This is a genomic window from Pigmentibacter ruber (genome assembly GCF_009792895.1).
GTDB lineage: Bacteria > Bdellovibrionota_B > Oligoflexia > Silvanigrellales > Silvanigrellaceae > Silvanigrella > Silvanigrella rubra.
This window is the reverse complement of record NZ_WSSC01000003.1, coordinates 126,337-148,552: the sequence shown is the minus strand read 5'-3', so window position 1 is coordinate 148,552 and position 22,216 is coordinate 126,337. Positions and strand designations below refer to the sequence as shown.

Genomic DNA, 22,216 nt, shown 5'->3' with positions numbered 1-22,216 from the left:
CATTCCTTAATGCTTTTTAAAAAGGGATGTCGTCATCCATTGGTCTAGAGTTACTACTGAAAGAAGATGAAGAACTATTTCTTGATGAGGGAGTTGCTTCATAATTACTTGGGCCAGAATAGTAATCATTTATATCATTGACGGGTGGGATATCGTTCATATCACGCCCTTGATTGGAATTCATGCTCTCTAAAAATTGCATATTATTTGCAACAATTTCTGTTGTGTATCTTTTTTGGCCTTGTTGATCTTGCCAAGAACGAGTTTGAAGTTTTCCCTCTATGTAAACTAGTCTACCCTTTTTTAAGTACTTATGAGCTAGTTCGGCTTGACGCCCCCATAATACAACTCTGTGCCACTCTGTTCTTTCTTCTTTATTTCCATCTTTCGTCCAAGTTTCACTTGTGGCAATACTTAAAGTACATACTTGTTGCCCACTGGTTGTGCTGCGCATATCTGGTTCTTGTCCCAACCTTCCAACAAGAATAACCTTATTAACTCCGGACATAAGCAATTCTCCTTACTTACAAAAACAAATGATTTATGGGAATAAAAAATGCTCCCTTCCTAGGCTTATAGGCAGGATACTTTTGCGTCAATTGCCTTTTTACAGGCTTAGGTTTTTTACGCAATGTTGAACAGATCCTGGACAAGCTGAATGATTGTAGTCGTCAAAAAGTTTTAAAGGAAATTTTTTATTCCCGTAAAATTCTCCTGTAAAATTAAGTATACTTTCCGATGAGCAGGAGGGTGTGCTAGATGACCGTTTTAACTGTATGAAGAGGCTTGCTAGCAATTTGTTATAGTGCTAATTGTTAGTGCTCATTTTATGTGGTAGATAGTTGTTTATCATATATCACTCATATTTCATATATTTGCTGTTTTCGTGGAGAAGGAATGACGAACTTTCAAAGAACTCTCAAACGTAGCGTATCATTCTCTGGTATTGGAGTTCATTCAGGAAACTTGATATCTGTAGAAATAAGACCTGCTGCCGCAAATACTGGAGTTCTTTTCCAACGTGTTGATCTTCCAGGAAAACCTTATATTAAAGCAGACCCCTTTTCCGTATTTGATACGAGTTTAGCGACTAGAATTGGAACTCAACAAGTTTATGTATCAACTATAGAACATTTAATGGCCGCACTTTATGGTTTTGGTATAGATAATGCAATTATTGAAATTAATAATAGTGAAATGCCAATTTTAGACGGATCTTCAGCTCCTTTCTTAGTCCTGTTAGATGAAGCTGGTGTTCAAGAACTATCTGAACCTAAAAAAGTTATAATTGTTGAAAATACAATAGAAGTGGTGGATGAAAAAAATCCAACCCGCTTTGTGCGAATTGAGCCTTCAAAAAAACCTGTCATCTCGTATGCAATTGATTTTGGTAATGTAGAGGCCATTGGTAGACAATCTATCTCTCTTGATTACACAGCAAAATCATTCTGTGAACTTTTTTCCTTTGCACGCACTTTTGGATTGAAAGAAGAAATTGATTTTCTACATTCAAAAGGGTTAGCAAAAGGAGGATCTCTCGATAATGCTATTGTCGTGTCAAGAACAACTGGTGTGATGAATGCAAAAGGGCTGCGTAGTGCGCAAGAGTTTGTTATGCACAAAGCACTGGACTGCATTGGTGATTTGCATTTGATAGGAATGCCAGTGTTGGGACATGTTATAGCTAATAAAGCTGGGCATGATCTGCACAATAAACTTGCTAGAGCAATTTTAACAAATGCTTCAGCAACGCGTATCTTTGTCCCAAATGCAAAAGATACAAGTCGTTTGAAATCTATTCTAACCTACCCTAAATCTTTAAGTGAATTAAAAACAAATTTAGTAGGTCTTGCAATAGGCTAACTATCCTCTAAAGTTTAAAAAAAATTATAGAAATTTTTAACTACTAATGTTAGTGTTCAATTCACTAATGCGGTTTTTAAATCTTTTTTGTTCTTATATTTCAAGAGTTGTAGACTTTCATATTGAATTATAAATATTATAAAAATAGATTAGACCTTGTTGACTCTTACAGAATCGGGGTTAAGTTCTGACCGCAACTATTTTTTTCTGTCGTAATGCACACAAAAACCCCCGACAGTTTCCTGGAGTATTATTAGATGAGTACAAAACGTAACTATTATGACATTTTACAGGTATCAAAGAATGCTTCTGCGGATGAAATAAAAAAAGCTTACCGTAAACTTGCTGTTCAGTATCATCCTGATCGTAATCCTGGAGACAAGGTAGCAGAAGAAAAATTTAAAGAAGCAGCTGAAGCATATGAAGTTCTCAGTGATCCAGCAAAACGCCAACGATTTGATCAATTTGGACATGCGGGAGTAAATGGGGCTGGCTTTGGCAGCGGTGGTTTTGGCAATGTTGATGACGTTTTTGAACATTTTGGTTCAATATTTGAAGATCTTTTTGGTATGGGCGGCGGACGGAAAAGAGGTGGCGGTAATAGAGCACGGAAAGGAAGTGATCTGCGTTATGATTTAAAAATAACGTTTAAGGAATCTGTGCTGGGAACAGAAAAGAAAATTCAAATTCCTCGCAAATCTGCATGTTCGTCTTGTGAAGGGTCTGGAGCAGCAAAGGGAACAAAACCTGTAACTTGCTCTACCTGCCGTGGACAAGGACAGGTTGCGGTACAACAAGGTTTTTTTACCTACGCTTCGACATGCCCAGATTGTAATGGGAGTGGAAAAAGTATTTCAACTCCATGTAGTGATTGCAAAGGTTCAGGATTTCAAACTAAATCTTCAAATATTAATGTGAAAATACCTGCCGGAATTGACACGGGCATGCGCCTTCGTGTGTCTGGAGAAGGAGAAGGTGGTGCGAATGGAGGACCTGCTGGAGATCTATATGTTTTTATCGAAGTTGAATCCAATCCGTTTTTTAAACGCGAAGAGTTTGATCTCGTGTATTCGTTAAAAATAGGTGTAGCACAAGCTATTTTAGGTACAGACGTAAGTATTGACTGTTTTGAAGAAGAACCGCGCAAAATTGAAATCCCTCCTGGAATACAACCGGGGCAAAGGCTCATAGTTCAGGGAGCAGGTATTCCTAAATTAGAAAAATATGGTAGAGGTAAAGGGGATCTTATAATAGAAGTTAGTGTTGAGATTCCTACGAAAGTAAATAAAGAGGCGGAAGAGCACTTGCGTGCATTTGCTCAAAAAGTTGGGCAAAACGTAAAAAACAATAACGGATTTTTTGACAAAATATTTGGGTAATTCATATGAAAATACATTTTTTTAATACTCTTACAGGCAAAAAAGAACTTTTTAATCCTTTGAGCGCAAGTAAGGTTAAAATGTATTGTTGTGGCGTGACCCCCTATGGAAATACACATATAGGTCATAGTCGCACTTTTTTTTCTTATGATTTACTCTATAGAACTCTTGTAGATCAGGGTTATGAGATAGAATGGGCAAGAAATATTACAGATGTTGATGATAAAATTATCAACAAAGCTAATTCTGAAGGCGTTTCTTGCGGTGATATTGTTTCTCGTTACGTTGCTGAACAAGATGAAATGTTAGAATTATTCAATTTACTTAGACCACAGTACGAGCCTAAAGTAACAGAATCCATTCCGCAAATTATATCACTTATTCAAACATTAATTGATAAAGAATATGCTTATGTTTCTAAATCAGGTGTTTATTATCGGGTTAGAAAATTTAGTGAGTATGGTAAATTAAGTAAAAATAAAATTAATGACTTAAAAAAAGGTGCAAGAATTGAGATAGATGAATCGAAAGAAGATGCCCTAGATTTTGCTCTTTGGAAATTTGTTAAACCTGGGGAAATATTTTGGTCATCTCCTTGGGGAGACGGTCGTCCTGGCTGGCACGTTGAGTGTTCTGCCATGATTCATTCAAAATTTGGAGATTCTATCGATATACATATGGGTGGTAGAGATCTCATTTTTCCGCATCATGAAGCTGAAATCGCACAATCAGAAGGTGCAACCGGGAAGCCTTTTGCAACAAACTGGTTGCATGCAGGAATGGTTACTCTGTATGGCGAAAAAATGAGTAAAAGTACAAATCATTATGTGGCGATTAAAGATTTTTTAGGAAAATATCCGGCCGAAGTTTTAAGACTCGTTTTTCTTTCCGTGTCTTATGGGCAGCCATTAGATTTTACTTTTGAAATGACTACAGAAAATCTAAAAAAATTAGGTAAAATATATCGTTTTGTTTCTTTAGTAAATGAATATTCTCTCCAAAATTCGGATGACTTAACGAAACAATATTCTGAATCAATTTTTCTTGATTTGCCAAACCTAGTATTGAGAATGAAAGAAGCATTAGCTGATGATTTGAATAGTAGTGCTGCATTGGCAATATTCTTTGATTTTATAAGAACTATAAATACAAAAATTAGTAATTTAGAAAAAACTGGAAAAATTTTAACTAAAGAAGATATTGCAGTATTAAAAAGTGATTGGCCAAAATTAAAAACATGGATTAAAAATGTTTTAGGTTTATTAACGAAAGAACCGCAGGAATTTTTTGATGATTTAAAAAAATTTAGTCTTGCTTCAGAAATTTCTGTAAAAGATATAAATGATAAACTAGAAGAAAGAAAGCTTGCTCGTCTTAATAAAGATTGGAAAAAATCTGATACAATACGTGATGAATTACTTGCGCAAGGTGTTCAAATTCAGGATACTCCTTCTGGTACAAAATGGACTATCCTTTTGTAAAAATGGAGAAATAAATATGATTAAGTACGTAATAAGCGCAATTATTACATTAGTTTCTATAAATACATTAGCATGTGAAGGTCATGATCATGCGAAAAATGAGTCAAAAAAAATAGAAAAATGTTCCGATTTACAATGTGTTAGAGAAAAATTTGATCAAATTACTCCTAAACTTGTTGCATTAATAATTGAACGTACAAAGTTACAAGAAGAAGTAGCTGATATAAAATTAGGAAAAAACGTTGGAAAAGCACTTGATGAAAAAAGAGCGAGCGAAGTAGTTCAAAAAGCAAAAGAACTTGCTAGAAAAGATGGAGCTTCTGAAGAAGTTGTTGCTATTGTTGGAGAAGTATTTGAAAAAATGGTAGCAGAATCAGCCAAATACCAACAAAAATATATGGATAATAAAGTTAATAAATAAGTTTAATCATAGTTGAAAATAGCGCATAATATTTTTAAAATTATGCGCTATTTTATATTCAATTTTTCTTTCGCTATAAAAATAGGTCTGCGTTTCGATTCAAAAAAAGTTCTTCCTAAATACTCACCTAAAATTCCTAAGAACATTAATTGAACTCCACCAATAAAAAGAATTGATATTAGCAAAGTAAGAAATCCTTGAATTTTATCTCCAATTATTAAATATTTAATAATATAGCAAAGCATTGTAAATATTGAACTAATAGATAGAAAAAATCCAATGTAGGTAGCAACTTTCAAAGGGATGTCAGTAAAAGAAGTAATACCTTCAAGAGCAAAGTTCCAAAGTTTGATGAAATTGAATTTTGAAGTTCCTGAAACTCTTGCTTCGCGTTTATATTCAAATTTTATTTGGTTAAAACCAACCCAAGCAAAAATTCCCTTCATAAAGCGTTGTGTTTCAACTAATTCATTTATTGCAGCAACAACTTCTTTCTTCATAACCCGAAAATCGCCTGTGTTTCTAGGTATATCTACTATCGATAATTTTCCAATAAATCGATAGAATAGATTTGCAGTTAATTTTTTTAAGAAAGTTTCGCCTAAACGTTCGGTTCTTACTCCATAAACCACGTCACAGTTTTGTTCTAGCAAGTAGTCATACATACTTATCATAATTTCTGGTGGGTCTTGTAAATCACAATCAATAACAGATACAAAGTTTCCAGTTGTATGTAAAAGCCCAGCAGACATGGCTGCTTCTTTGCCAAAATTTCTAGATAGAATAATACATTTAACTTTGGAATCATTTGAAGCTATTTTTTTTAACTCAGAATATGTTTGATCTTTACTACCATCATCGACAAAAATTATTTCGTATGAATTTTTAAATTTTGCTTCAAGTATTGGTGAAATTTTTTTATAACAGTGTTGGAGTGTCTCTGATTCATTATACGCTGGAATTACTACACTAAAAGTTATTTCTGATGCGCTCATATTAATCTAATTTCTCCTCACCTAAGTTTGAATGCAATAGACTAAAGTTATAATATACAAAATATAATAAATGATTCATCTATTCACTTTCTAATTCGGGAAATCTGCTTAAGATTATTTTCTCAATTTCAACAGAATTTTCTTCAAGTGCTTTACCTGTGACATCTAAAACTGGCCATTTTTTATTGCGCTTAAATATTTCTCTACTCCACTCTAATTCTTCAAATATTTTTTCAAGATCAGCATAATCACCTATATCGTTTGAGCCTAAAGCCTCAACTCTAGCTATTCTTATTTCTGCAAGTCTCGAAGGGTCAATTATAAGTCCAATAATTTTATTTTGATCAACTTTAAATAATTCAGGCGGTGGCTCAATACCTGGTACCAAGGGTATATTTGCAACTTTATATCCTTTATGGCCTAAATACATAGAGAGAGGAGTTTTTGAAGTTCTTGATACACCTATCAAGATAATATCTGCTTCAAATAAATCATTAGATATCACACCGTCATCATGTCTTACAGTATACTCTATCGCACTAATTCTTTTAAAATAATCTTCATCCAATTGACGTAGCAAGCCAGGTATAGCGCTTGGTCTTTTTCCAATTAACTCTGAAACGGATTCTAATAATGGAAATAATACATCAACAACCTTAACTCCTAGTTGCATTGAACGTGAAATTAAATAAATTCGTAAAGTCGGATCTACTAGTGTAGCTACAACAATGGCGTTTTTTTCTCTAGCTTGGATAAGCATTTCTTCCAGTAAATCTCTTGTTCTAACTTTATTAAATCTTTGAATATGCATTTCTTCATGTTCGAACTGTACTTTGACAGCTCTTACTATGCTTAAAGCTGTTTCACCAGTACCATCAGAGACAGTAAAAATATTAGGTGTTTGAATATCTTTATCCATATTTTACCTTTAGTTTAAGAGGTCAGAGATATTTTTTTGGGGCTTTTTACAACCATGAACATCGCACAAAGCATACTCGAGATCATGTAATCTATAATTTTTTTCTAAAACATATAAATTTAATTCTGACAAGTTATATTTACTATTGCTTTCGACTGCTACAAAACAATAATCGCTAGTTTTAGTTAATAAAAATTCAAATGCTTTGTGAATATTTTCTAAAGGTATTGAGTTATTGATATTTTTTATTAAAAGAGTTCTCTTATTTTCAAGGAATTTTATTTTTTGTAATAATTGAGCAGAGGCAGTAGGTATTTTTTCAGTGAGTTGAACAGTATTTGATAATGCAATTAGAGCAAGTGAATCAATCATTTTTTGTTGACTTAAGCTGATTTCTTTTAGATTGTTAATTGTAATCCATAAATTTAATTTAGTTAAGCTACCAAAAATAGCAGAATTAGAGCTATAAATTACATTATCTTCTGGTTTAGATGGTCTACAAATAGTATTTTCATTTATTTTACTATAAAAAAGTATACCTTGAGTTGGATCTACATAATAGGAATGAATCTTTTTAATTAAATCTAATATTTCGTTAAGCAAATGCAAAGAGCCAGTAATAAAAAGTGCTTCGCAACATGCTTCTAGTAAAAAACTTAAATCATCAAGAAAAGGTTCAATTTTTAAAGTACCATCAATATATATATGAAAATAACCTTCAGGATTTTTAAATTTATTCATGATACTTATAAGTAAATTTAAACCTTTTTCAAGGAATGATAAATTATTTGAAGTAATTGAGGCTTTAATTAAACCTGTACATAGTAATGAATTCCAAGATAAAATGCATTTCTTATCTAAAGAAGGTCTTTCTCGAGAATTACGAAAATTAAATATTTTTTCTCTTGATTTTTCTATATATTCTAAACAATCCTGATTATTTAAAGAAAATTCATCGCATATCTTTGTTATACTGCTTGGAATTGTTAGAATATTTTTTCCCTCAAAATTTCCATTTTCTGTTACATTGTAATATTTAATTGCAAAATCTTTTAATTTTGAGTTTTCTTTAAAAATATCTAAAAATTCATCATAGTAAAAAGTATAAAAAGTTCCCTCTTCTCCTTCACTATCAGCATCTTCTGCGCTAAAAAATAGGCCAGAATTTTTGCATTTTAAATCTCTTTCAATATATTCAAGAATGTTTTCAGTAACCTTAAAAAAACCAGAAGATAATAATTGATTATTTTTATTCAGAAGAAGCCCAGCTAAGGAAAATAATTTTAGCATTTGAGCATTGTCATATAACATTTTTTCAAAGTGAGGAACAATCCATTTACTATCAACACTATATCTAGAAATTCCTCCACCAATTTGATCTATAATTCCACCACATCTAATAGAATTTAAAGTATAGTAAGCAAAAGATTTTAGATGCATTTCATTAGCATATAATAAAGCTTCTATTTTAGATGGCTGAGGGAATTTAGGTGCATGGCCAAAACCACCATTTTTGTCATCAAAATCATTCTCTAAATTTTGTAATAATTTACTATAAAATGGAATACATATATTAACTAATTTATCAATTGTTAAAGAATTATCCTTTAATAATTCTTCTAATTTTAATAAACTAGTTTGTGCCGTACTTTCTTTTAAATAACTCACAATTTTTTCGGATTTATTTTCAGCATCCTCTATATTTTCTGAATAATATTTTGCTATCGCTTTTAATACATCTTTAAATGCAGGTATATTGTTGCTTGATTCTAAAGGAAAATATGTTCCTCCAAAAAAAGGCTTTAAGCTTGGTGTTAAAAAAACACTTAAAGGCCACCCACCATGTTGGCTAATTAACATAACAGCTTCGAGGTATATTTCATCTAAATCGGGGCGTTCTTCTCTATCTACTTTGATATTAATAAAGAGATCATTCATTATTTGAGCTGTTTCAAAATCTTCAAAACTTTCATGAGACATAACGTGACACCAGTGACAGGTAGAATATCCGATGGACAAAAAAATAGGTTTGTTTTCATCCCTAGCGCGTTGAAAAGCCTCGTTTCCCCATGGATACCAATGAACAGGATTATCTTTATGCTGCAGTAGATAGGGACTGTTTTCATATTTTAATTTGTTTGTACTTGGAAAATTCATTATTAAACCTTTATATTTAATTTGTAAGCATTAATTACTAATGTTGAATATTTTCTCTGAGATATTTTTTTGTACTTCTTTTTCAGAAATATTTGTTAAATTTAAATCATATTTAGAAATATATATTCGTCTAATAAGAAATTCTTCGTCTTCTCTATTAATTAATGAACTATGATTTTCAATAGGTTCTAAGTATCTTAATAAATGAACATCTTTTATTATTACTTTAAGATTATTTTTTGAAGTTAAATATTTACCCTTAGGTGAAAAATTTGTTAAATTTGTACTTGACTCAATTATTTCAGCAGGACAATTAATCGTATTTAAATATTGTATAATTTTTTGACATGTAGTTGACTCTTTATGCAAGGAGTTTTTTGGAATAATTTCTTCAAAAACTCTTTTCCATAATTTTCTTTTAAATATTAAATCTTTTAAAATATTGTTTAAATAATTATTTGCTGAAAATTTATTGCTAATAAAAGAATAAAAACTATGTTCATCTATTTTGAGATATTCTTCAATATCCAGTGGTAAGTGAAAATTATTTGAATTATTGTTTACATGTTCAAGCATTGCTTCACATGCAGTAACAGTTTTATGAAAATAGACTTGCTGATACATACTCCAACGAGCTCTTAAGTAATCTTCATAAGCTGAAATACCACTTCGCCTAATGCATAAGTGGAAAGAATTAGAATTTGCGTTATAATAGAATGCTAGTGAATCTAAAATTCTACCTAAATCAAAGTAACCATAAATAATTCCACACTCACGAGAATCTCTTAATAAATAATCCATTCTATCCGCATCTATTTCGCCACTTATAATCTCATGAAAAAGAGTTTGTAAATTACTTTTAGCTAATATTCCGTTTGAATATGGTGCAATAGAAAGATCTAAAATTGAGCAAATATCTTGAGCCATTTTTTGATTTAAAAACTCATCATTACTATCAAAAATTTTAGCAATAATAAGTAGAGTATAAATTTCATGTCTAATTTTTATTTTTTGAAGTTCATAATTTTTAGCTTCAAGTTTTTCTGCTTTTATTTTTATTCCATCTTTTAGCCATTTTGGTGCTTTTAAAGAGCTAAAGTTCTCTTTTAAGTGCGCCCAAGTCACCATAAATTTTTCGCAGGAATGACTAAAAGGAGCATGTCCAATATCATGAAGTAGAGCTGCAAATCTAAGGCATTGAAGTAAATAAGGTTTTTTTTCAAGACTCTCAATAGCTAATTTCGTATCTCGTATTGAGCCGTGTTTATTTTCACTTTCTCTTAAAAAGTCAATGATATGTTTGGGGGTTTGGATAAGATTCTCACTAAGAGCATCTAAGAGGCGTTTTTGGTTTTGAAAAATGGAATGGATCATTAAATCTGCAACATGCATAACACCAAGGGAATGTTCAAATCTGGAGTGTGAAGCTCCAGGGAAAGCGTATGAGGTAAAAGCGGTTTGAGTAATTCGTCTAAGTCTTTGAAATTCTTCTTTATTAATGATATATTTTTCTGCTTCAGTAAATGGTATCGTATCATGCAAAGAATCCCTTATTTTTCCAGTATATTTCAGTTTTAGTGTTGTTATGTCACTTACAGAGGTTGGTTTTCTAGTTATGTTGGGAACCATTAGATCTCCTTTTCATTACCATTTAACAAAAAAAGTGATTAATGTTAAATAGGTGCGCAATTACTATGCAAAATAAATTGACAAAAAACATTTGTCTATGTAAATTACATGATGCTTTGACTTACAAAAACAGGCTAAAAATGGTCGGTTTTTAAACAGAATAAGTTTCGGTTTTTCTGAAGAAAATGAGAGATTTGTCTAAGTAATTTGTGTTTTTACTCGTATAATAAACATTAGAGTAAAAATCTTTACTGAGACAATTCACTATTATTTTTTTTGAGTTATGTCAAATTGCGAATAATTAAGTTCAAGTCAAATCTTGATCTGACGCAAATAAAAACTTGAAAACTATTGTCAATAGCTTGATTGAATTGAAATTTAAAGTTTGTGTAAACAATCTTGGTAGTTGAGTCCCAAAATTCTATAATCTATGTTATAGTAATTTTAGAAAGAGTTTTAAGCAGATTTTATAAAAAAGCATCTTTACAGCATTAAGGTGCGTTGGAGGTTTTTTTGTTTTTCTTGTCTTACAACTCTTTCAATTTTTCAAGATTAAGACAAGTTGATATTATTAATATTTTATTTTTTTACTAAAAACTTAAGTATTTCTCGTTGTTTTTCTTGATTTTTATAACAAGTTTACAACGGGGTTTCTTTTTTTCGGAGGTTTTGCAGCATGAGTGCTGAAAAGTTCTATGATTTCACTGTTGGTCAAAAAGCTGTTTATCCGTGTCATGGTGTAGGAACAATTGAGAATATTGAAGAATGTAGTATTGGTGGTGCTCAACAGGATTTTTATGTGTTAAAAATTCATTCAACTGGTGCAAAAGTTATGGTTCCTACAAGGGCTGCGAAGACTGTTGGCTTGCGTTCAGTAATTTCTTTGCCAGACGTAGAAAAAGTTTATCAAATTTTACAATCGCCTTCTAAGAAATCCACTGCTACTTGGAATCGTCGTTTCAGAGCTTTAAACGATAAATTAAATACTGGTAATCTTGTAGAAATAGCAGAAGTACTGAGAGATTTATCTTCATTAAGTTCAGACAAAGAACTTTCTTTTGGTGAAAAGAAAATGCTTGAAAGAGCTCGTAACATGCTTGTTTCAGAAATATCTGTTGCTCGTGGTGAAGAAAAAAGCGTTATTGAGCATGAGTTAAATCATATCTTATTCGCTATTTAATTTTGAGTTTTATTAAAAAAGCCCCAGCATTTTTGCTGGGGCTTTTTTTTTAGTCTTCAACATTATTTAAAAAATTTGCTGCATATTCTTTAAAAGTGCCCATTTCAATGTGTTTTCTAGTTGCTTCCATTAAACGCTCATAAAACCAAGTATTGTGATATGAAATTAATTTCCAACCTGTTGGTTCTTCACATTTTGTTAATTGATGCAAGTAAGCTCTTGAAAATCTTTTGCAAACGTAACATTTGCAGTTTTCGTCTATCGGATAAAGATCTGTGGCATAATGTGTTCTTCGTAATTTAATTTTTCCAGAAAAAGTATAAGCCACCCCTTGTCTTGCATGATTTGTAGGAATGATACAATCAAACATGTCTATTCCTGCTAAAATGCTTCTGATAAGATCATGAGGAGTGCCAACTCCCATTAAATATCTAGGTTTATTTTCTGGAAGCAATTGAGTTGTAAACTTCGTAAAATGATCACGTTCTTCATCGGATTCTCCTACAGCTAAGCCCCCAACTGCATACCCATCAAAATTTAGATCCACTATTGCTTGTGCACTTTCTTTTCGTAAATCCTCAAAAATAGCTCCTTGTACTATTCCAAAAAGAGAATTCTCGTCATTCGATTTTGCGAGTTTACATCTTTTAGCCCACCTGTGTGTTCTATGCATTGCTTGAACGCAAATATCGTAAGAGCTTGTTGAAGGCACACAGACATCTAAAGCCATCATAATGTCAGAACCAATGACTTCTTGAAAAGCTATGTCAGACTCAGGAGTAAGTTTTTTATAGCTTTGATCTATATAACTTTTAAAAGTAACGCCTTTTTCACTAATCACTCTTTGATGAGGTAAGGAAAATATTTGAAACCCACCACTATCCGTAAGAATAGGTTTTTTCCAGCTTATTAAATTATGATATCCATTTACTTTTTTTAATATTTCTGGACCAGGGCGAAGATAAAGGTGGTAGGTATTGCCTAAAATGATTTGAACACCAATATCCTCTAATTCTGTATGATCTAACGTTTTAACTGAGCCAAAAGTACCAACAGACATAAAAACTGGGGTTTCAATGGTACCGTGAGTTGTAGTGATTTGTGCTCGACGAGCTTCAGAATGTTTGTCTTTTTTAATGAGATTAAATTGAAGAGCCATTTTTAAGCCTAAAGGAATGAGAAAATACAAACCAAATAATTTTGGTTTCAAATTCTTTACCTAAAGCATTAAAAATAGCAAACTAATATTTTAGGTTTTAATTATTTTCTCGCAAAAAACATTTTATCGAGTGATATTTTTCCAGGACCAACAACTAAAAAAAGTATTGAAAGTAAAAAATAAACAGTAGCTAATTCATAAGAAGGACCACCTTTTTTACCAATGAGCTCAAGTCCAAAGACAAATTTACTGCTATAAACAGCAAAACCCATAGTACAAGCTAATCCAAAAGAACTTAAACGACTTAAAAGTCCTAAAATAATAGCTATGCCACCACCAAATTCAGAAATCGCAGCAAGTGCTTGTAAAAATCCTGGAACAGTAGAATCTTCTCCCATCCATGAAAAAGGGGATAAAATTTTTCCATATCCATGCATAATAAAAGCATAACCAAAAAACAAACGAATTAGCAGGAGCATAAAATCCATTTTAGCTCCGTATGATGACACTGAAAATATTTTTTGTAACATTGTTTCCTCAAATATTGAAATTAAGAAAGTTCTTAATAAATATAAAATTGTTCTATTATGTCAAGGTTGAAATAAGTAAAGAATTTCGGACCATTCATATAATACAAACTTTTTAAAAAATATATTTTATTCTTGTATTGTCAAGATAAAATTTATTCAATTGATTAAATCAAGAGTTTTATTTTATATAAATACAATTCTTATAAGAATCCATAAATTTATTATTGAAAAAATTTTAAATTAAAAGATATACTAATGATTGATATCGGAAATAATTTTATTCGTTTGTTACATGACCTGTAACAATATCTGCAAATTGGTATTTTTTAAACTCAAATTTAATTGCTTTAAATAAACCTGGAGAAAATTCTTTCCAGAATTTTCTTACAAACTTAGGATTACTACTGCTCATTTCTAATGTTATTGTGGGTATTATTCTTTCATTACCAGCATAGTTTCCTAAACTTCCAGGATAAATTCCAATATCTTTTATTTTGTAATTACCAGCGCTTCTAGATAAAATTTCTGCTAAATTTCTCGCCTTTTTTTGTTGATCTGTTAATTTATTTACACTAAGTAATTTTGGAATTTCATAATCTAAATCTAAAAAAGCTAAAGGAGCATGAATTGAAATAACTTTATCAGGATTAAATTTCTCTATAAGATCTGCTTGAAACTTTGTTCCTTGTTCTGAATTAGCAAAGAATCCGGGAAATTTTCTTTTATCTTTTTCTTTAGAATTTTTCCAAACTTGATATGCATATTTTTTCCATGCTGCTGTTGGAAAATTTCTATTTAAATCTACTCCATTTGCATTTGTTCTTTTGGGTGGATTTGCAAAAAAACCATCAGGATTAACTAAAGGAGCAACAATAACGTGTGCATTATTATACAAATATGGATTTTCTAATAATGTTTCAGCAAATTGAAATGCTAAATGGATAGGAGTAAGTTCATCAGGATGAACTCCGCCAAGTACTAAAGTTACATTTTTTTTGGAATCTTCTTCAACTGTATCATTAATAAATTCCCAATAAATCAAAGGTTGTCCATTTTCACTGACATAATCAAATTTCCAAGGTATGTGTATGCATGGACTTTTGCCCCAATTTAATTTTCTGTAAGTTAAATCTACTCTGTTACATAATTCGTTGATTTGTCTTTGAGTTCTTGCCTTATGAACATCCCCTAGAACATGGAAAACTGTTAATGGAATACCACTAATTTGCGCTAGTGAAATTGGGAGTGTGAGGTTATTATCAAATAAAGAACTTTTTGAAGATTCTGCTGAGGTATAGGAAGAATCTATGAAATCGATAGGAAAACTTATTTTAGGAAAAAATAAATTACATAATATTATCAATATGTTAAACTTATATCTGCTCAGAATTTGAGCATAAACCATGAGTTTTCCTTTAGTTGGGCTTGAATTGAAAAAATATTACCTCAACTTTATCATATATTGCAGCATGTTAACATAATCTTTGCAAGGCTTCCGTCATGAACTAAACTATGCTACAATTATTAAGGGTATTAGTTATATGACTAGAAATACTATTTTTTTTCTACCATTTGTTTCCGTAATTTATTTTAGGGTCTAAATAATGCAAAATATTGAACAATACAATGCAATTAAGCTTTTTATTGATGAAAAAATTTCTCCTGGTGTGATGGCTCATGGGGGAGAGGTGAATGTTTTAAGTCTAGAAAATAATATTTTGACTTTAGAGTTATCTGGATCATGTGGTAGCTGCTCAGTTCAAGCTTATACTTCAGAATCAATTTCTAATTATTTATTAGAAGAATTTCCTGATCTTGAAGATGTAATAGTCACTGATTAAGAATAACTGTAAATAAATGAATGCCTTTCTTGAAATTATTGAAAAGCTTATTGATTCTGTTTCAGGCCAATCCTGGCTTGAGCAGAGCAATTTCCCGTTTAAACATTTAAAAAGTCCAGTTGGCAAAGTATTTGATGTTTGTTTATTTGATACCTCAGCGCAAGGTGCTTTGGGTTTTGTTTGGGTTGAGTTTATTAATGTAACTGATTTATTTGTGTTTCCGTTTCGTCTCGCGCGCTATAGTGAAGATGGAGACCTTATCACTATTTCTCCTTGGAGTATTCGTGATGCTTCAAGTGATGGCCAATTTTATGAAGCTTGGAGAATAGCACAAAAACAAAGAAATCCGCTTCCTACATCTATGAAAGGAACTTTTTTTCATAAAAAATGTGGTGGCGAAGCTAGCTTAATTGCTATAGGAATTTGGAGTGACACAAAAAATACATGCGTTAGACTCGATTTTCAAGTTGCATACAAAATTTTTAGAACCATTGAAAAAGAACATCCTCAATCGATAGAGGTAGAGCTTTTAACATATCTAAGTAATCAAAATATTTTTTCAAATTTTGCTAGACTCATTAGTGTATATGAATTTTCTTCAAAAAATATAAAAAAATCTCATACAGCAATTGGGATTAAATATATACAAAATAATGGAACATTATTCCCACATTTTGTTTCTTTATTACATAAGGCAAGATTTCCAAAAAAATTAAATGAATCTTCTTCTGAAGAAGCTTGGTATAAAATATTAGAAATAATTGAATCTCTAGGCCGGATAATGGGTGATTTTCATAAAGCAATGACTTTGGCTCCCAGGGGATCTGACTTATCTCCTGATCAGACATCTGCTGAAAGTAAACTAAAATGGTTAAGTGTTATTTCAGAAAAAATCCAAGAAAGACTTAAAAGAGTTTTAGAATTAAAAGATAATTTTCAAATTTATTCTGGAGTCTTTTATTTGTTACCAAGTTTTGTTGATAAAATGTTAGAAAAAATTAAAGCAGCTGATGATTTAGGATTACGTATAAGAAATCATGGGAATATACATTTAGGGCAATTCTTAATTGGAAAAGATGGATTAGTTTTGTTAGATTATGAATCAGATAATTTTGATGATCCAAGTTATCGAAGATTTAAGCAGCCTTGTTTAAAAGATATTGCTTCATTAGTAGTTAGTCTTAGATTTGCGTGGTACTTTACTGAAAGAAAATATTACTCATCCCTCACAGATGGTAATGATAATTTAGAAGTTAAAGTAATTCCTATTCAATCCAAAAAAATTTCTGAAACTATACAGCCCGAAAAATATAAGCCTTCATTAGCTGAAATTGAGTCTTTATTTTTTAAATTTTACAATCATAGTTTAGAAGAAAATATAGGTTCATCTCATCTAAGGCCAAGGAATATTGAAACAACTAAGTCCTTATTTAATTTTTGTTTTTTAATGCGAATTTTAAAAGAAATAATTCGCGATTCTAATGATGGAAATCCGAGACCTAGAATTTGGTTCCATATATTGCAAGATTTTATAATGAAAGAGTCAGCATAAAGGAATGTTTTCTGATAAGAGCAAAACATTTTTGAAATTTTTCTATTGACAATGAACCCTATTATTAAATAACTTCCGAGAGCGTATTCGCTTTATAAGATATAACCTACTAAAATAAGGGAATAAAAATGGAAAGAACATTTTCAATCATCAAGCCAGATGGTGTAAAAAGAAACTTAATTGGCAAAATTTTAGCTAAAATGGAAAATGCTGACTTAAAAATTGTTTCAACTAAAATGATACACATGTCTAGACGCGAAGCAGAACAATTTTATTCTGTGCATTCCGCTCGTCCTTTTTTTGGTGAATTATGTGACTATATGACTTCTGGTCCAGTTGTTGTTTCAGTCTTAGAAGGTAAAAATGCTGTTGCTGCATATAGAGAACTTATGGGTGCGACAGACCCAGCTAAAGCTGCTAAAGGAACAATTCGTTCTGAATTTGGTGTAAGTATTGGTGAAAATACAGTACATGGCTCCGATTCTCTTGAAAATGCAAATATTGAAATTTCCTACTTCTTTTCAGGAACTGAGCTTGTAAATATTGCTAAGTAATTAATTTATTTAAATAAATTGTTAATTAAAAAACCGCATAAGCGGTTTTTTTTGTTAAAAAAAAGTGTATAGTATGCCCTGCGCGTTATACTTTCCTTTGGGGAAGTCCCTTTGTTCTCCTGACTTTAATTATTGCGAGTAACTATTATGGCTAAAAAAGAAATGAACATCTCTCAAGAAATGATCACTGATATTTCTAATGATTTAAATATTCCTAAAAATCAGGTGGAAAATACTCTCAATCTTATCCTTGATGATTGCACCATTCCATTTATTGCGCGTTACCGTAAAGAAGTAACTGGAGGTTTAGATGAAGTTCAAATTCGAAATATCATGGATAAGTACGAATATATTTATTCATTGAATGAAAGAAAAGAAGCAATAATTCGTTCAATTACTGAACAAAATAAAATGACACCAGTGCTACAAGCCAAAATTATTGCATGCAAAATTAAGACAGAATTAGAAGATTTATATCTTCCATTTAAACCAAAGAAAAGAACAAGAGGTCAAATTGCTGCAGAGCGCGGGTTAGCTCCCCTAGCAATGCAAATTTTGGAACAAGACTCTAATTTGGTAGATCTAATACCTGTTTTTAGTGAATATATTGGGAAACATGATGATTTAAAAAATTTAGAAATAGTTATTCAAGGTGCAAAAGACTATATTGCAGAATGTATATCTGAAATTGCTGAAGTAAGAAAAGAAATTCGTCTTTGGATGTTTGAAAATGCAAAATTTAAATCTGAAGTGCGTGATGATTTTAAAGATAAAAAAACTAAATACAATAATTATTATGAATTTAATGAGCCAGTAAAAACAATAGCTCCCCATAGATTAATGGCGCTGAGAAGAGGCGAAAAAGAAGAAATATTAAAAGTTACTTTAGATTATGATGAGCAAATTCCTCTTTCCATTATCTCTAGTTATGTTGTTAAAAATACAGCAACTGAAGTAGTAAAAACATTTTTAACTGAATGCATTAATGAAAGTTATAATAGATTAATTTCAACGAGTATTGAAACTGAGTTAAGATTAGAAACAAAAACAGCTGCTGAAGAAGAGGCAATTAGTGTATTTGGTAAAAATTTAAGAAATTTATTGTTGTTACCTCCTATACCTAAGAGAGTAGTGATGGGGGTTGATCCTGGTTTGAGAACAGGTAGTAAATTAGTCATAGTGGATCAAACTGGAAAGTTGCTGGACTTTGCTACAATTTATCCACATCATGATGAAGATATGTCGCATCATAAAAATAAATCTGCTTCAGAAATTATTTTAAATTTCATCAATAAACATAAAGTAGAATTAATTTCAATTGGGAATGGTACTGCTGGGCGAGAAACTGAAGATTTTTTTGAAAAAGTTCTTGCTGCTTGTTCTTTGGGAAGTAAACCAAGAATTGTGATAGTAAATGAAGCTGGAGCTAGTGTTTACTCAGCAAGTGATCTTGCTAGAGAAGAATTTCCTGATTTAGATATCACTTTCAGGGGAGCGATAAGTATTGCGCGCAGACTTCAAGATCCTCTTGCAGAACTAGTAAAAATTGATCCAAAAAGTATTGGTGTTGGACAATATCAACATGATGTGAATCAAAGTCGACTAAAGAAACAGCTTGGCGAAATTGTTGAAAGCTGTGTGAACTATGTGGGAGTTAATTTAAATACAGCCAGTCCAAGTTTACTATCATATGTTGCTGGTATTGGTCCAAGTTTGGCGAAAGGAATTGTTCGTCATAGAGAATCTTTTGGTGAATTTAAAGACAGAAGAAATTTATTTGATGTTATGGGTTTTGGAGCTAAAATATTTGAGCAATCAGCCGGATTTTTAAAAATTCCTGAAAGTGCAAATCCTTTAGATAATACATCTGTTCACCCAGAATCGTACGGGATTGTAGAAAAAATAGCTTCTGATTTAACTATTTCAATTAGTGAATTAATTGGGAATAAAGAAAATATTCACAAAGTAAAATTAGAAAATTATGTAACTGAAGAAGTAGGTTTGCCAACATTACAAGATATAATTAAAGAACTATTGAAACCAGGAAGGGATCCTCGTGAAGAAGGATCCAAACAAACTTATAACAGAGAAGTTCGTGATTTTAATCACTTAAAAGAGGGGCAAGTGATTACAGGAACTGTTACAAACGTCACTAATTTTGGTGCATTTGTTGATATTGGAGTTCATCAAGATGGACTTATTCATATATCAGAATTATCAAATCAGTTCATTAAAGATCTATCTCAAGCAATAAGCGTCGGACAACAGGTAAAAGTAAAAGTAATAGGTTTAGATAAAGAAAGAAAAAGAATATCTCTATCTAAAAAAGCTTGTGAAGAGGTAACGACTACCAGTCACAATACTGCACCAACTCAAGGAACAGTTGGTCGTTCTGGTGCTGTGAGTGCTCAACCAAATAAATTTAGAAAAAATTATTCTGATTCATCTCAAGTGCGAGCAAATTCAAGTGATTCTTCTATGAGCTATTCTAAAAAGTCTTCGCAAAGAAGTAATAAAAATAACGACGGAAAGGAACAAGATAAACATGCAAGCTTGTCCGATCTATTGAACAAATTTAATTCAAATAGAGTGTAATATGAAAGTTGAAATGTTATCTGTTTTAGAAGATAATTTTATTTTTATTTTAATAGATGAAATAAAAAGAGAAGCTGCAGTTGTTGATCCTGCTGTAGCAACACCAGTTATTTCATTTTTAAATAAAAATAATTTAACTTTGACAAAAATTTTTAATACTCATCATCATTTTGATCATGTTGGTGGAAATAAGGAATTAAAACAATTATTTCCTAACATCGAAATTTATGGTAGTATTCAAGATAGAAACCGTATACCATTTCAAACTCATTTTTTAGAACATAAAGATAAAATAAATTTTGGAGGAGAATGTGCTGAAGTATTTTTTGTACCTGGGCATACTTTAGGGCATATTTGCTACTTTTTTTCTTTAAAAAATGGTGAAAATCATTTGTTTATTGGTGATACAATCTTTGGTGGAGGATGTGGTAAATTATTTGAAGGAAGTCTTGAACAAATGTTTAATTCATTACTTTTTCTTCGTAATACGCTTCCAGGGAATACTTTGATATGGACAGCTCACGAATATACATTAGAAAATTATTTAATACTTGAAAAACTAGAACCAGATAATTTACTCATTAAAGAAAAAATTCAAAAGGTAATTAGCACACTAAAAAATGGTTTAAATACTGTTCCTTTTCTGCTTTCTGAAGAAAAAGCAGTAAGTAGTTTTTTGCGTTGGGATGACATTACGTTACAAAAAATAACAAATACAAATAATTCTTTTGATACTTTCTGTTCTGTTCGAAAATTTAGAGATAATCCACCAAAAATAGTAAAACCTTTTTAATTATTGGAGTTTTTAAATGTACCAATTTATTTTACCAAATGGAGTTACTCTGTATAAGTGGCCTCATAAAGTTGATCCAACAGAACAAACAATGAAAAACGAATTAGAAAAACTTGGTTTTAAAGCTTATGACTTGCAAACATGTGAGCCTTGGTTTGAAAGAAGCAGGCATGGACATGATTATGAGGAAATCAGAGCTGCTGTTTCTGGTTGTATTACTTTTCATTTTGACGGTCTTCCTATTACTATCGAAGCAGGAGATATTTTAGTAATACCTCCAGGTATTCCTCACCATGTTATTATTCATAACTCTAGACCTTTTACAGCTTTCAAAGGCAGTAGATCTGGAGAAAGAAAGGTAACAGAGTTTGGAGATGCTAAAGGTAGTGTAGAAGATATAATAGCAAAAAAAGGCAACATGTAATGAATTTCTTTTTTTTTGATTTAGATGGAACCTTAGAAGATTCTTCTGAAGATATGATTGATGCAGTCCACGGTACTAGAAATCTTTTAAAATTACCAAAAAAATTATCAAGCGAAATAAAGCCTTTTGTTAATAAAGGGATGACTGAGTTATATTTAAATTGTTTTGATGATTATATTGAAAAACGCAATATAAATTCTAATCAATTTAATGAAGTTAAAGATTTATATGAAAAATATTATTTTGAAAATATTTGTATTAAGTCGCATTTGTACGAAGGAATAGTCGATGTTTTAAATGATTTATTAGCTAATAAAGAAAATAAAGTATTTGTTATAACCAATAAACCAGAAAGACATTCTAGAGAACTCTTGAGAAAACTTGGAATTGATAAATTTTTTACTGATTTAATGGGTGGAGATAGTTGCTCAGAAATGAAGCCGAGTTCTTTGCCATTAAAAATTATCGCTGAAAAATATTCCTTTAATTTTGATACTGATAAAGCTTATATGATTGGCGATAGCGAAGGTGATATAAAATGTGGCAAAAATTTTGGAGCTACAACAATTTGGTGTGGATGGGGTTACAATCAAACTCATGGCACAGAAATTCCAAATTTTTCAGCGAGACATCCCAAAGAAATCTTATCGTACATTTAAACATTTAAAATAATCAAACACAAAATTAAATATAACTCTGCTTGAAGCTGGATATTGTTTATTGAATAAGCTAAATCGATTTATG

The 22,216-nt window shown here is 31.1% G+C and carries 20 protein-coding genes; 12 read left to right on the top strand and 8 right to left on the bottom strand.

Features of this window, described 5'->3' with window-relative positions:
- Positions 1-16 precede the first annotated feature (16 nt).
- Entirely contained in the window at positions 17-508 is a 492-nt protein-coding gene (locus GOY08_RS09675) for a single-stranded DNA-binding protein (protein ID WP_158998706.1), read from the bottom strand.
- A gap of 389 nt (positions 509-897) precedes the next feature.
- Here GOY08_RS09675 and lpxC point away from each other — a divergent pair, with 389 nt between their 5' ends.
- The 4 genes from lpxC to GOY08_RS09655 all read left to right on the top strand — a co-directional run bounded on the left by lpxC (position 898) and on the right by GOY08_RS09655 (position 5,144).
- Complete coding sequence (lpxC, locus tag GOY08_RS09670) at positions 898-1,863, top strand: UDP-3-O-acyl-N-acetylglucosamine deacetylase (RefSeq protein WP_158998705.1); 966 nt, start codon at positions 898-900, stop codon at positions 1,861-1,863.
- A gap of 257 nt (positions 1,864-2,120) precedes the next feature.
- Entirely contained in the window at positions 2,121-3,242 is a 1,122-nt protein-coding gene (dnaJ, locus tag GOY08_RS09665) for a molecular chaperone DnaJ (protein WP_158998704.1), read from the top strand.
- 5 nt (positions 3,243-3,247) lie between these two features.
- Positions 3,248-4,723, top strand: coding sequence for a cysteine--tRNA ligase (cysS, locus tag GOY08_RS09660; RefSeq protein ID WP_158998703.1), 1,476 nt, complete (start codon positions 3,248-3,250; stop codon positions 4,721-4,723).
- Positions 4,724-4,739: 16 nt separating this feature from the next.
- Positions 4,740-5,144 carry a chorismate mutase gene (locus GOY08_RS09655; protein WP_158998702.1) on the top strand — a complete coding sequence of 135 codons (405 nt, stop codon included), beginning with the start codon at positions 4,740-4,742 and terminating at the stop codon, positions 5,142-5,144.
- A 47-nt stretch (positions 5,145-5,191) separates the two neighbouring features.
- Here the strand turns inward: GOY08_RS09655 and GOY08_RS09650 are convergent, their stop codons facing one another.
- The 4 genes from GOY08_RS09650 to GOY08_RS09635 all read right to left on the bottom strand — a co-directional run bounded on the left by GOY08_RS09650 (position 5,192) and on the right by GOY08_RS09635 (position 10,844).
- On the bottom strand, positions 5,192-6,139 hold the full coding sequence (locus tag GOY08_RS09650) for a glycosyltransferase family 2 protein (protein ID WP_158998701.1): 948 nt from the start codon (positions 6,137-6,139) through the stop codon (positions 5,192-5,194).
- A gap of 79 nt (positions 6,140-6,218) precedes the next feature.
- On the bottom strand, positions 6,219-7,058 hold the full coding sequence (locus GOY08_RS09645) for a pyruvate, water dikinase regulatory protein (RefSeq protein ID WP_158998700.1): 840 nt from the start codon (positions 7,056-7,058) through the stop codon (positions 6,219-6,221).
- A 9-nt stretch (positions 7,059-7,067) separates the two neighbouring features.
- Positions 7,068-9,215, bottom strand: a complete 2,148-nt coding sequence (locus tag GOY08_RS09640) for a thioredoxin domain-containing protein (RefSeq protein ID WP_158998699.1) — start codon at positions 9,213-9,215, stop codon at positions 7,068-7,070.
- A gap of 30 nt (positions 9,216-9,245) precedes the next feature.
- Positions 9,246-10,844 carry an HD domain-containing protein gene (locus tag GOY08_RS09635; RefSeq protein WP_158998698.1) on the bottom strand — a complete coding sequence of 533 codons (1,599 nt, stop codon included), beginning with the start codon at positions 10,842-10,844 and terminating at the stop codon, positions 9,246-9,248.
- A gap of 676 nt (positions 10,845-11,520) precedes the next feature.
- Here GOY08_RS09635 and GOY08_RS09630 point away from each other — a divergent pair.
- Positions 11,521-12,024: a CarD family transcriptional regulator gene (locus tag GOY08_RS09630; protein WP_158998697.1), complete on the top strand. Its 504-nt coding sequence runs from the start codon at positions 11,521-11,523 to the stop codon at positions 12,022-12,024.
- A 49-nt stretch (positions 12,025-12,073) separates the two neighbouring features.
- Here the strand turns inward: GOY08_RS09630 and tgt are convergent, their stop codons facing one another.
- The 3 genes from tgt to GOY08_RS09615 all read right to left on the bottom strand — a co-directional run bounded on the left by tgt (position 12,074) and on the right by GOY08_RS09615 (position 15,118).
- Entirely contained in the window at positions 12,074-13,234 is a 1,161-nt protein-coding gene (gene tgt / locus GOY08_RS09625; RefSeq protein ID WP_202914050.1) for a tRNA guanosine(34) transglycosylase Tgt, read from the bottom strand.
- A gap of 50 nt (positions 13,235-13,284) precedes the next feature.
- Positions 13,285-13,713: a DoxX family protein gene (locus GOY08_RS09620; RefSeq protein ID WP_158998696.1), complete on the bottom strand. Its 429-nt coding sequence runs from the start codon at positions 13,711-13,713 to the stop codon at positions 13,285-13,287.
- A 277-nt stretch (positions 13,714-13,990) separates the two neighbouring features.
- Positions 13,991-15,118, bottom strand: coding sequence for a M14 family zinc carboxypeptidase (locus GOY08_RS09615; protein WP_158998695.1), 1,128 nt, complete (start codon positions 15,116-15,118; stop codon positions 13,991-13,993).
- 199 nt (positions 15,119-15,317) lie between these two features.
- On the opposite strand from GOY08_RS09615, the gene GOY08_RS09610 reads away from it, so the two are divergent.
- The 7 genes from GOY08_RS09610 (at position 15,318) to GOY08_RS09580 (ending at position 22,131) form a co-directional block, all read left to right on the top strand.
- Positions 15,318-15,554: a NifU family protein gene (locus GOY08_RS09610; protein WP_158998694.1), complete on the top strand. Its 237-nt coding sequence runs from the start codon at positions 15,318-15,320 to the stop codon at positions 15,552-15,554.
- Positions 15,555-15,570: 16 nt separating this feature from the next.
- Positions 15,571-17,106: a hypothetical protein gene (locus tag GOY08_RS09605; protein ID WP_158998693.1), complete on the top strand. Its 1,536-nt coding sequence runs from the start codon at positions 15,571-15,573 to the stop codon at positions 17,104-17,106.
- Positions 17,107-17,228: 122 nt separating this feature from the next.
- The gene (gene ndk, locus GOY08_RS09600; RefSeq protein ID WP_158999067.1) at positions 17,229-17,660 is read left to right on the top strand and encodes a nucleoside-diphosphate kinase; all 432 of its coding nucleotides are present in this window, start codon (positions 17,229-17,231) and stop codon (positions 17,658-17,660) included.
- A 147-nt stretch (positions 17,661-17,807) separates the two neighbouring features.
- Positions 17,808-20,255: a Tex family protein gene (locus GOY08_RS09595; protein WP_202914049.1), complete on the top strand. Its 2,448-nt coding sequence runs from the start codon at positions 17,808-17,810 to the stop codon at positions 20,253-20,255.
- Between the two features lies 1 nt (position 20,256).
- Positions 20,257-21,048, top strand: coding sequence for a hydroxyacylglutathione hydrolase (gene gloB / locus GOY08_RS09590; RefSeq protein ID WP_158998692.1), 792 nt, complete (start codon positions 20,257-20,259; stop codon positions 21,046-21,048).
- A gap of 16 nt (positions 21,049-21,064) precedes the next feature.
- Positions 21,065-21,472 carry a cupin domain-containing protein gene (locus GOY08_RS09585; RefSeq protein ID WP_158998691.1) on the top strand — a complete coding sequence of 136 codons (408 nt, stop codon included), beginning with the start codon at positions 21,065-21,067 and terminating at the stop codon, positions 21,470-21,472.
- Positions 21,472-22,131: an HAD family hydrolase gene (locus GOY08_RS09580; protein WP_158998690.1), complete on the top strand. Its 660-nt coding sequence runs from the start codon at positions 21,472-21,474 to the stop codon at positions 22,129-22,131. The genes GOY08_RS09585 and GOY08_RS09580 overlap by 1 nt, the downstream gene beginning before the upstream one ends.
- Positions 22,132-22,216 lie beyond the last annotated feature (85 nt).

Excerpts from the sequence above, each read along its gene's own strand:
- gloB (WP_158998692.1), top strand. The coding sequence starts at position 20,257 with ATGAAAGTTGAAATGTTATCTGTTTTAGAAGATAATTTTATTTTTATT.
- GOY08_RS09645 (WP_158998700.1), bottom strand. The coding sequence starts at position 7,058 with ATGGATAAAGATATTCAAACACCTAATATTTTTACTGTCTCTGATGGT.
- GOY08_RS09615 (WP_158998695.1), bottom strand. The coding sequence starts at position 15,118 with ATGGTTTATGCTCAAATTCTGAGCAGATATAAGTTTAACATATTGATA.
- GOY08_RS09650 (WP_158998701.1), bottom strand. The coding sequence starts at position 6,139 with ATGAGCGCATCAGAAATAACTTTTAGTGTAGTAATTCCAGCGTATAAT.
- GOY08_RS09655 (WP_158998702.1), top strand. The coding sequence starts at position 4,740 with ATGATTAAGTACGTAATAAGCGCAATTATTACATTAGTTTCTATAAAT.
- GOY08_RS09640 (WP_158998699.1), bottom strand. The coding sequence starts at position 9,215 with ATGAATTTTCCAAGTACAAACAAATTAAAATATGAAAACAGTCCCTAT.
- lpxC (WP_158998705.1), top strand. The coding sequence starts at position 898 with ATGACGAACTTTCAAAGAACTCTCAAACGTAGCGTATCATTCTCTGGT.
- GOY08_RS09580 (WP_158998690.1), top strand. The coding sequence starts at position 21,472 with ATGAATTTCTTTTTTTTTGATTTAGATGGAACCTTAGAAGATTCTTCT.
- GOY08_RS09620 (WP_158998696.1), bottom strand. The coding sequence starts at position 13,713 with ATGTTACAAAAAATATTTTCAGTGTCATCATACGGAGCTAAAATGGAT.
- dnaJ (WP_158998704.1), top strand. The coding sequence starts at position 2,121 with ATGAGTACAAAACGTAACTATTATGACATTTTACAGGTATCAAAGAAT.
- cysS (WP_158998703.1), top strand. The coding sequence starts at position 3,248 with ATGAAAATACATTTTTTTAATACTCTTACAGGCAAAAAAGAACTTTTT.
- GOY08_RS09635 (WP_158998698.1), bottom strand. The coding sequence starts at position 10,844 with ATGGTTCCCAACATAACTAGAAAACCAACCTCTGTAAGTGACATAACA.
- GOY08_RS09675 (WP_158998706.1), bottom strand. The coding sequence starts at position 508 with ATGTCCGGAGTTAATAAGGTTATTCTTGTTGGAAGGTTGGGACAAGAA.
- GOY08_RS09605 (WP_158998693.1), top strand. The coding sequence starts at position 15,571 with ATGAATGCCTTTCTTGAAATTATTGAAAAGCTTATTGATTCTGTTTCA.
- GOY08_RS09595 (WP_202914049.1), top strand. The coding sequence starts at position 17,808 with ATGGCTAAAAAAGAAATGAACATCTCTCAAGAAATGATCACTGATATT.
- GOY08_RS09630 (WP_158998697.1), top strand. The coding sequence starts at position 11,521 with ATGAGTGCTGAAAAGTTCTATGATTTCACTGTTGGTCAAAAAGCTGTT.
- GOY08_RS09585 (WP_158998691.1), top strand. The coding sequence starts at position 21,065 with ATGTACCAATTTATTTTACCAAATGGAGTTACTCTGTATAAGTGGCCT.
- GOY08_RS09610 (WP_158998694.1), top strand. The coding sequence starts at position 15,318 with ATGCAAAATATTGAACAATACAATGCAATTAAGCTTTTTATTGATGAA.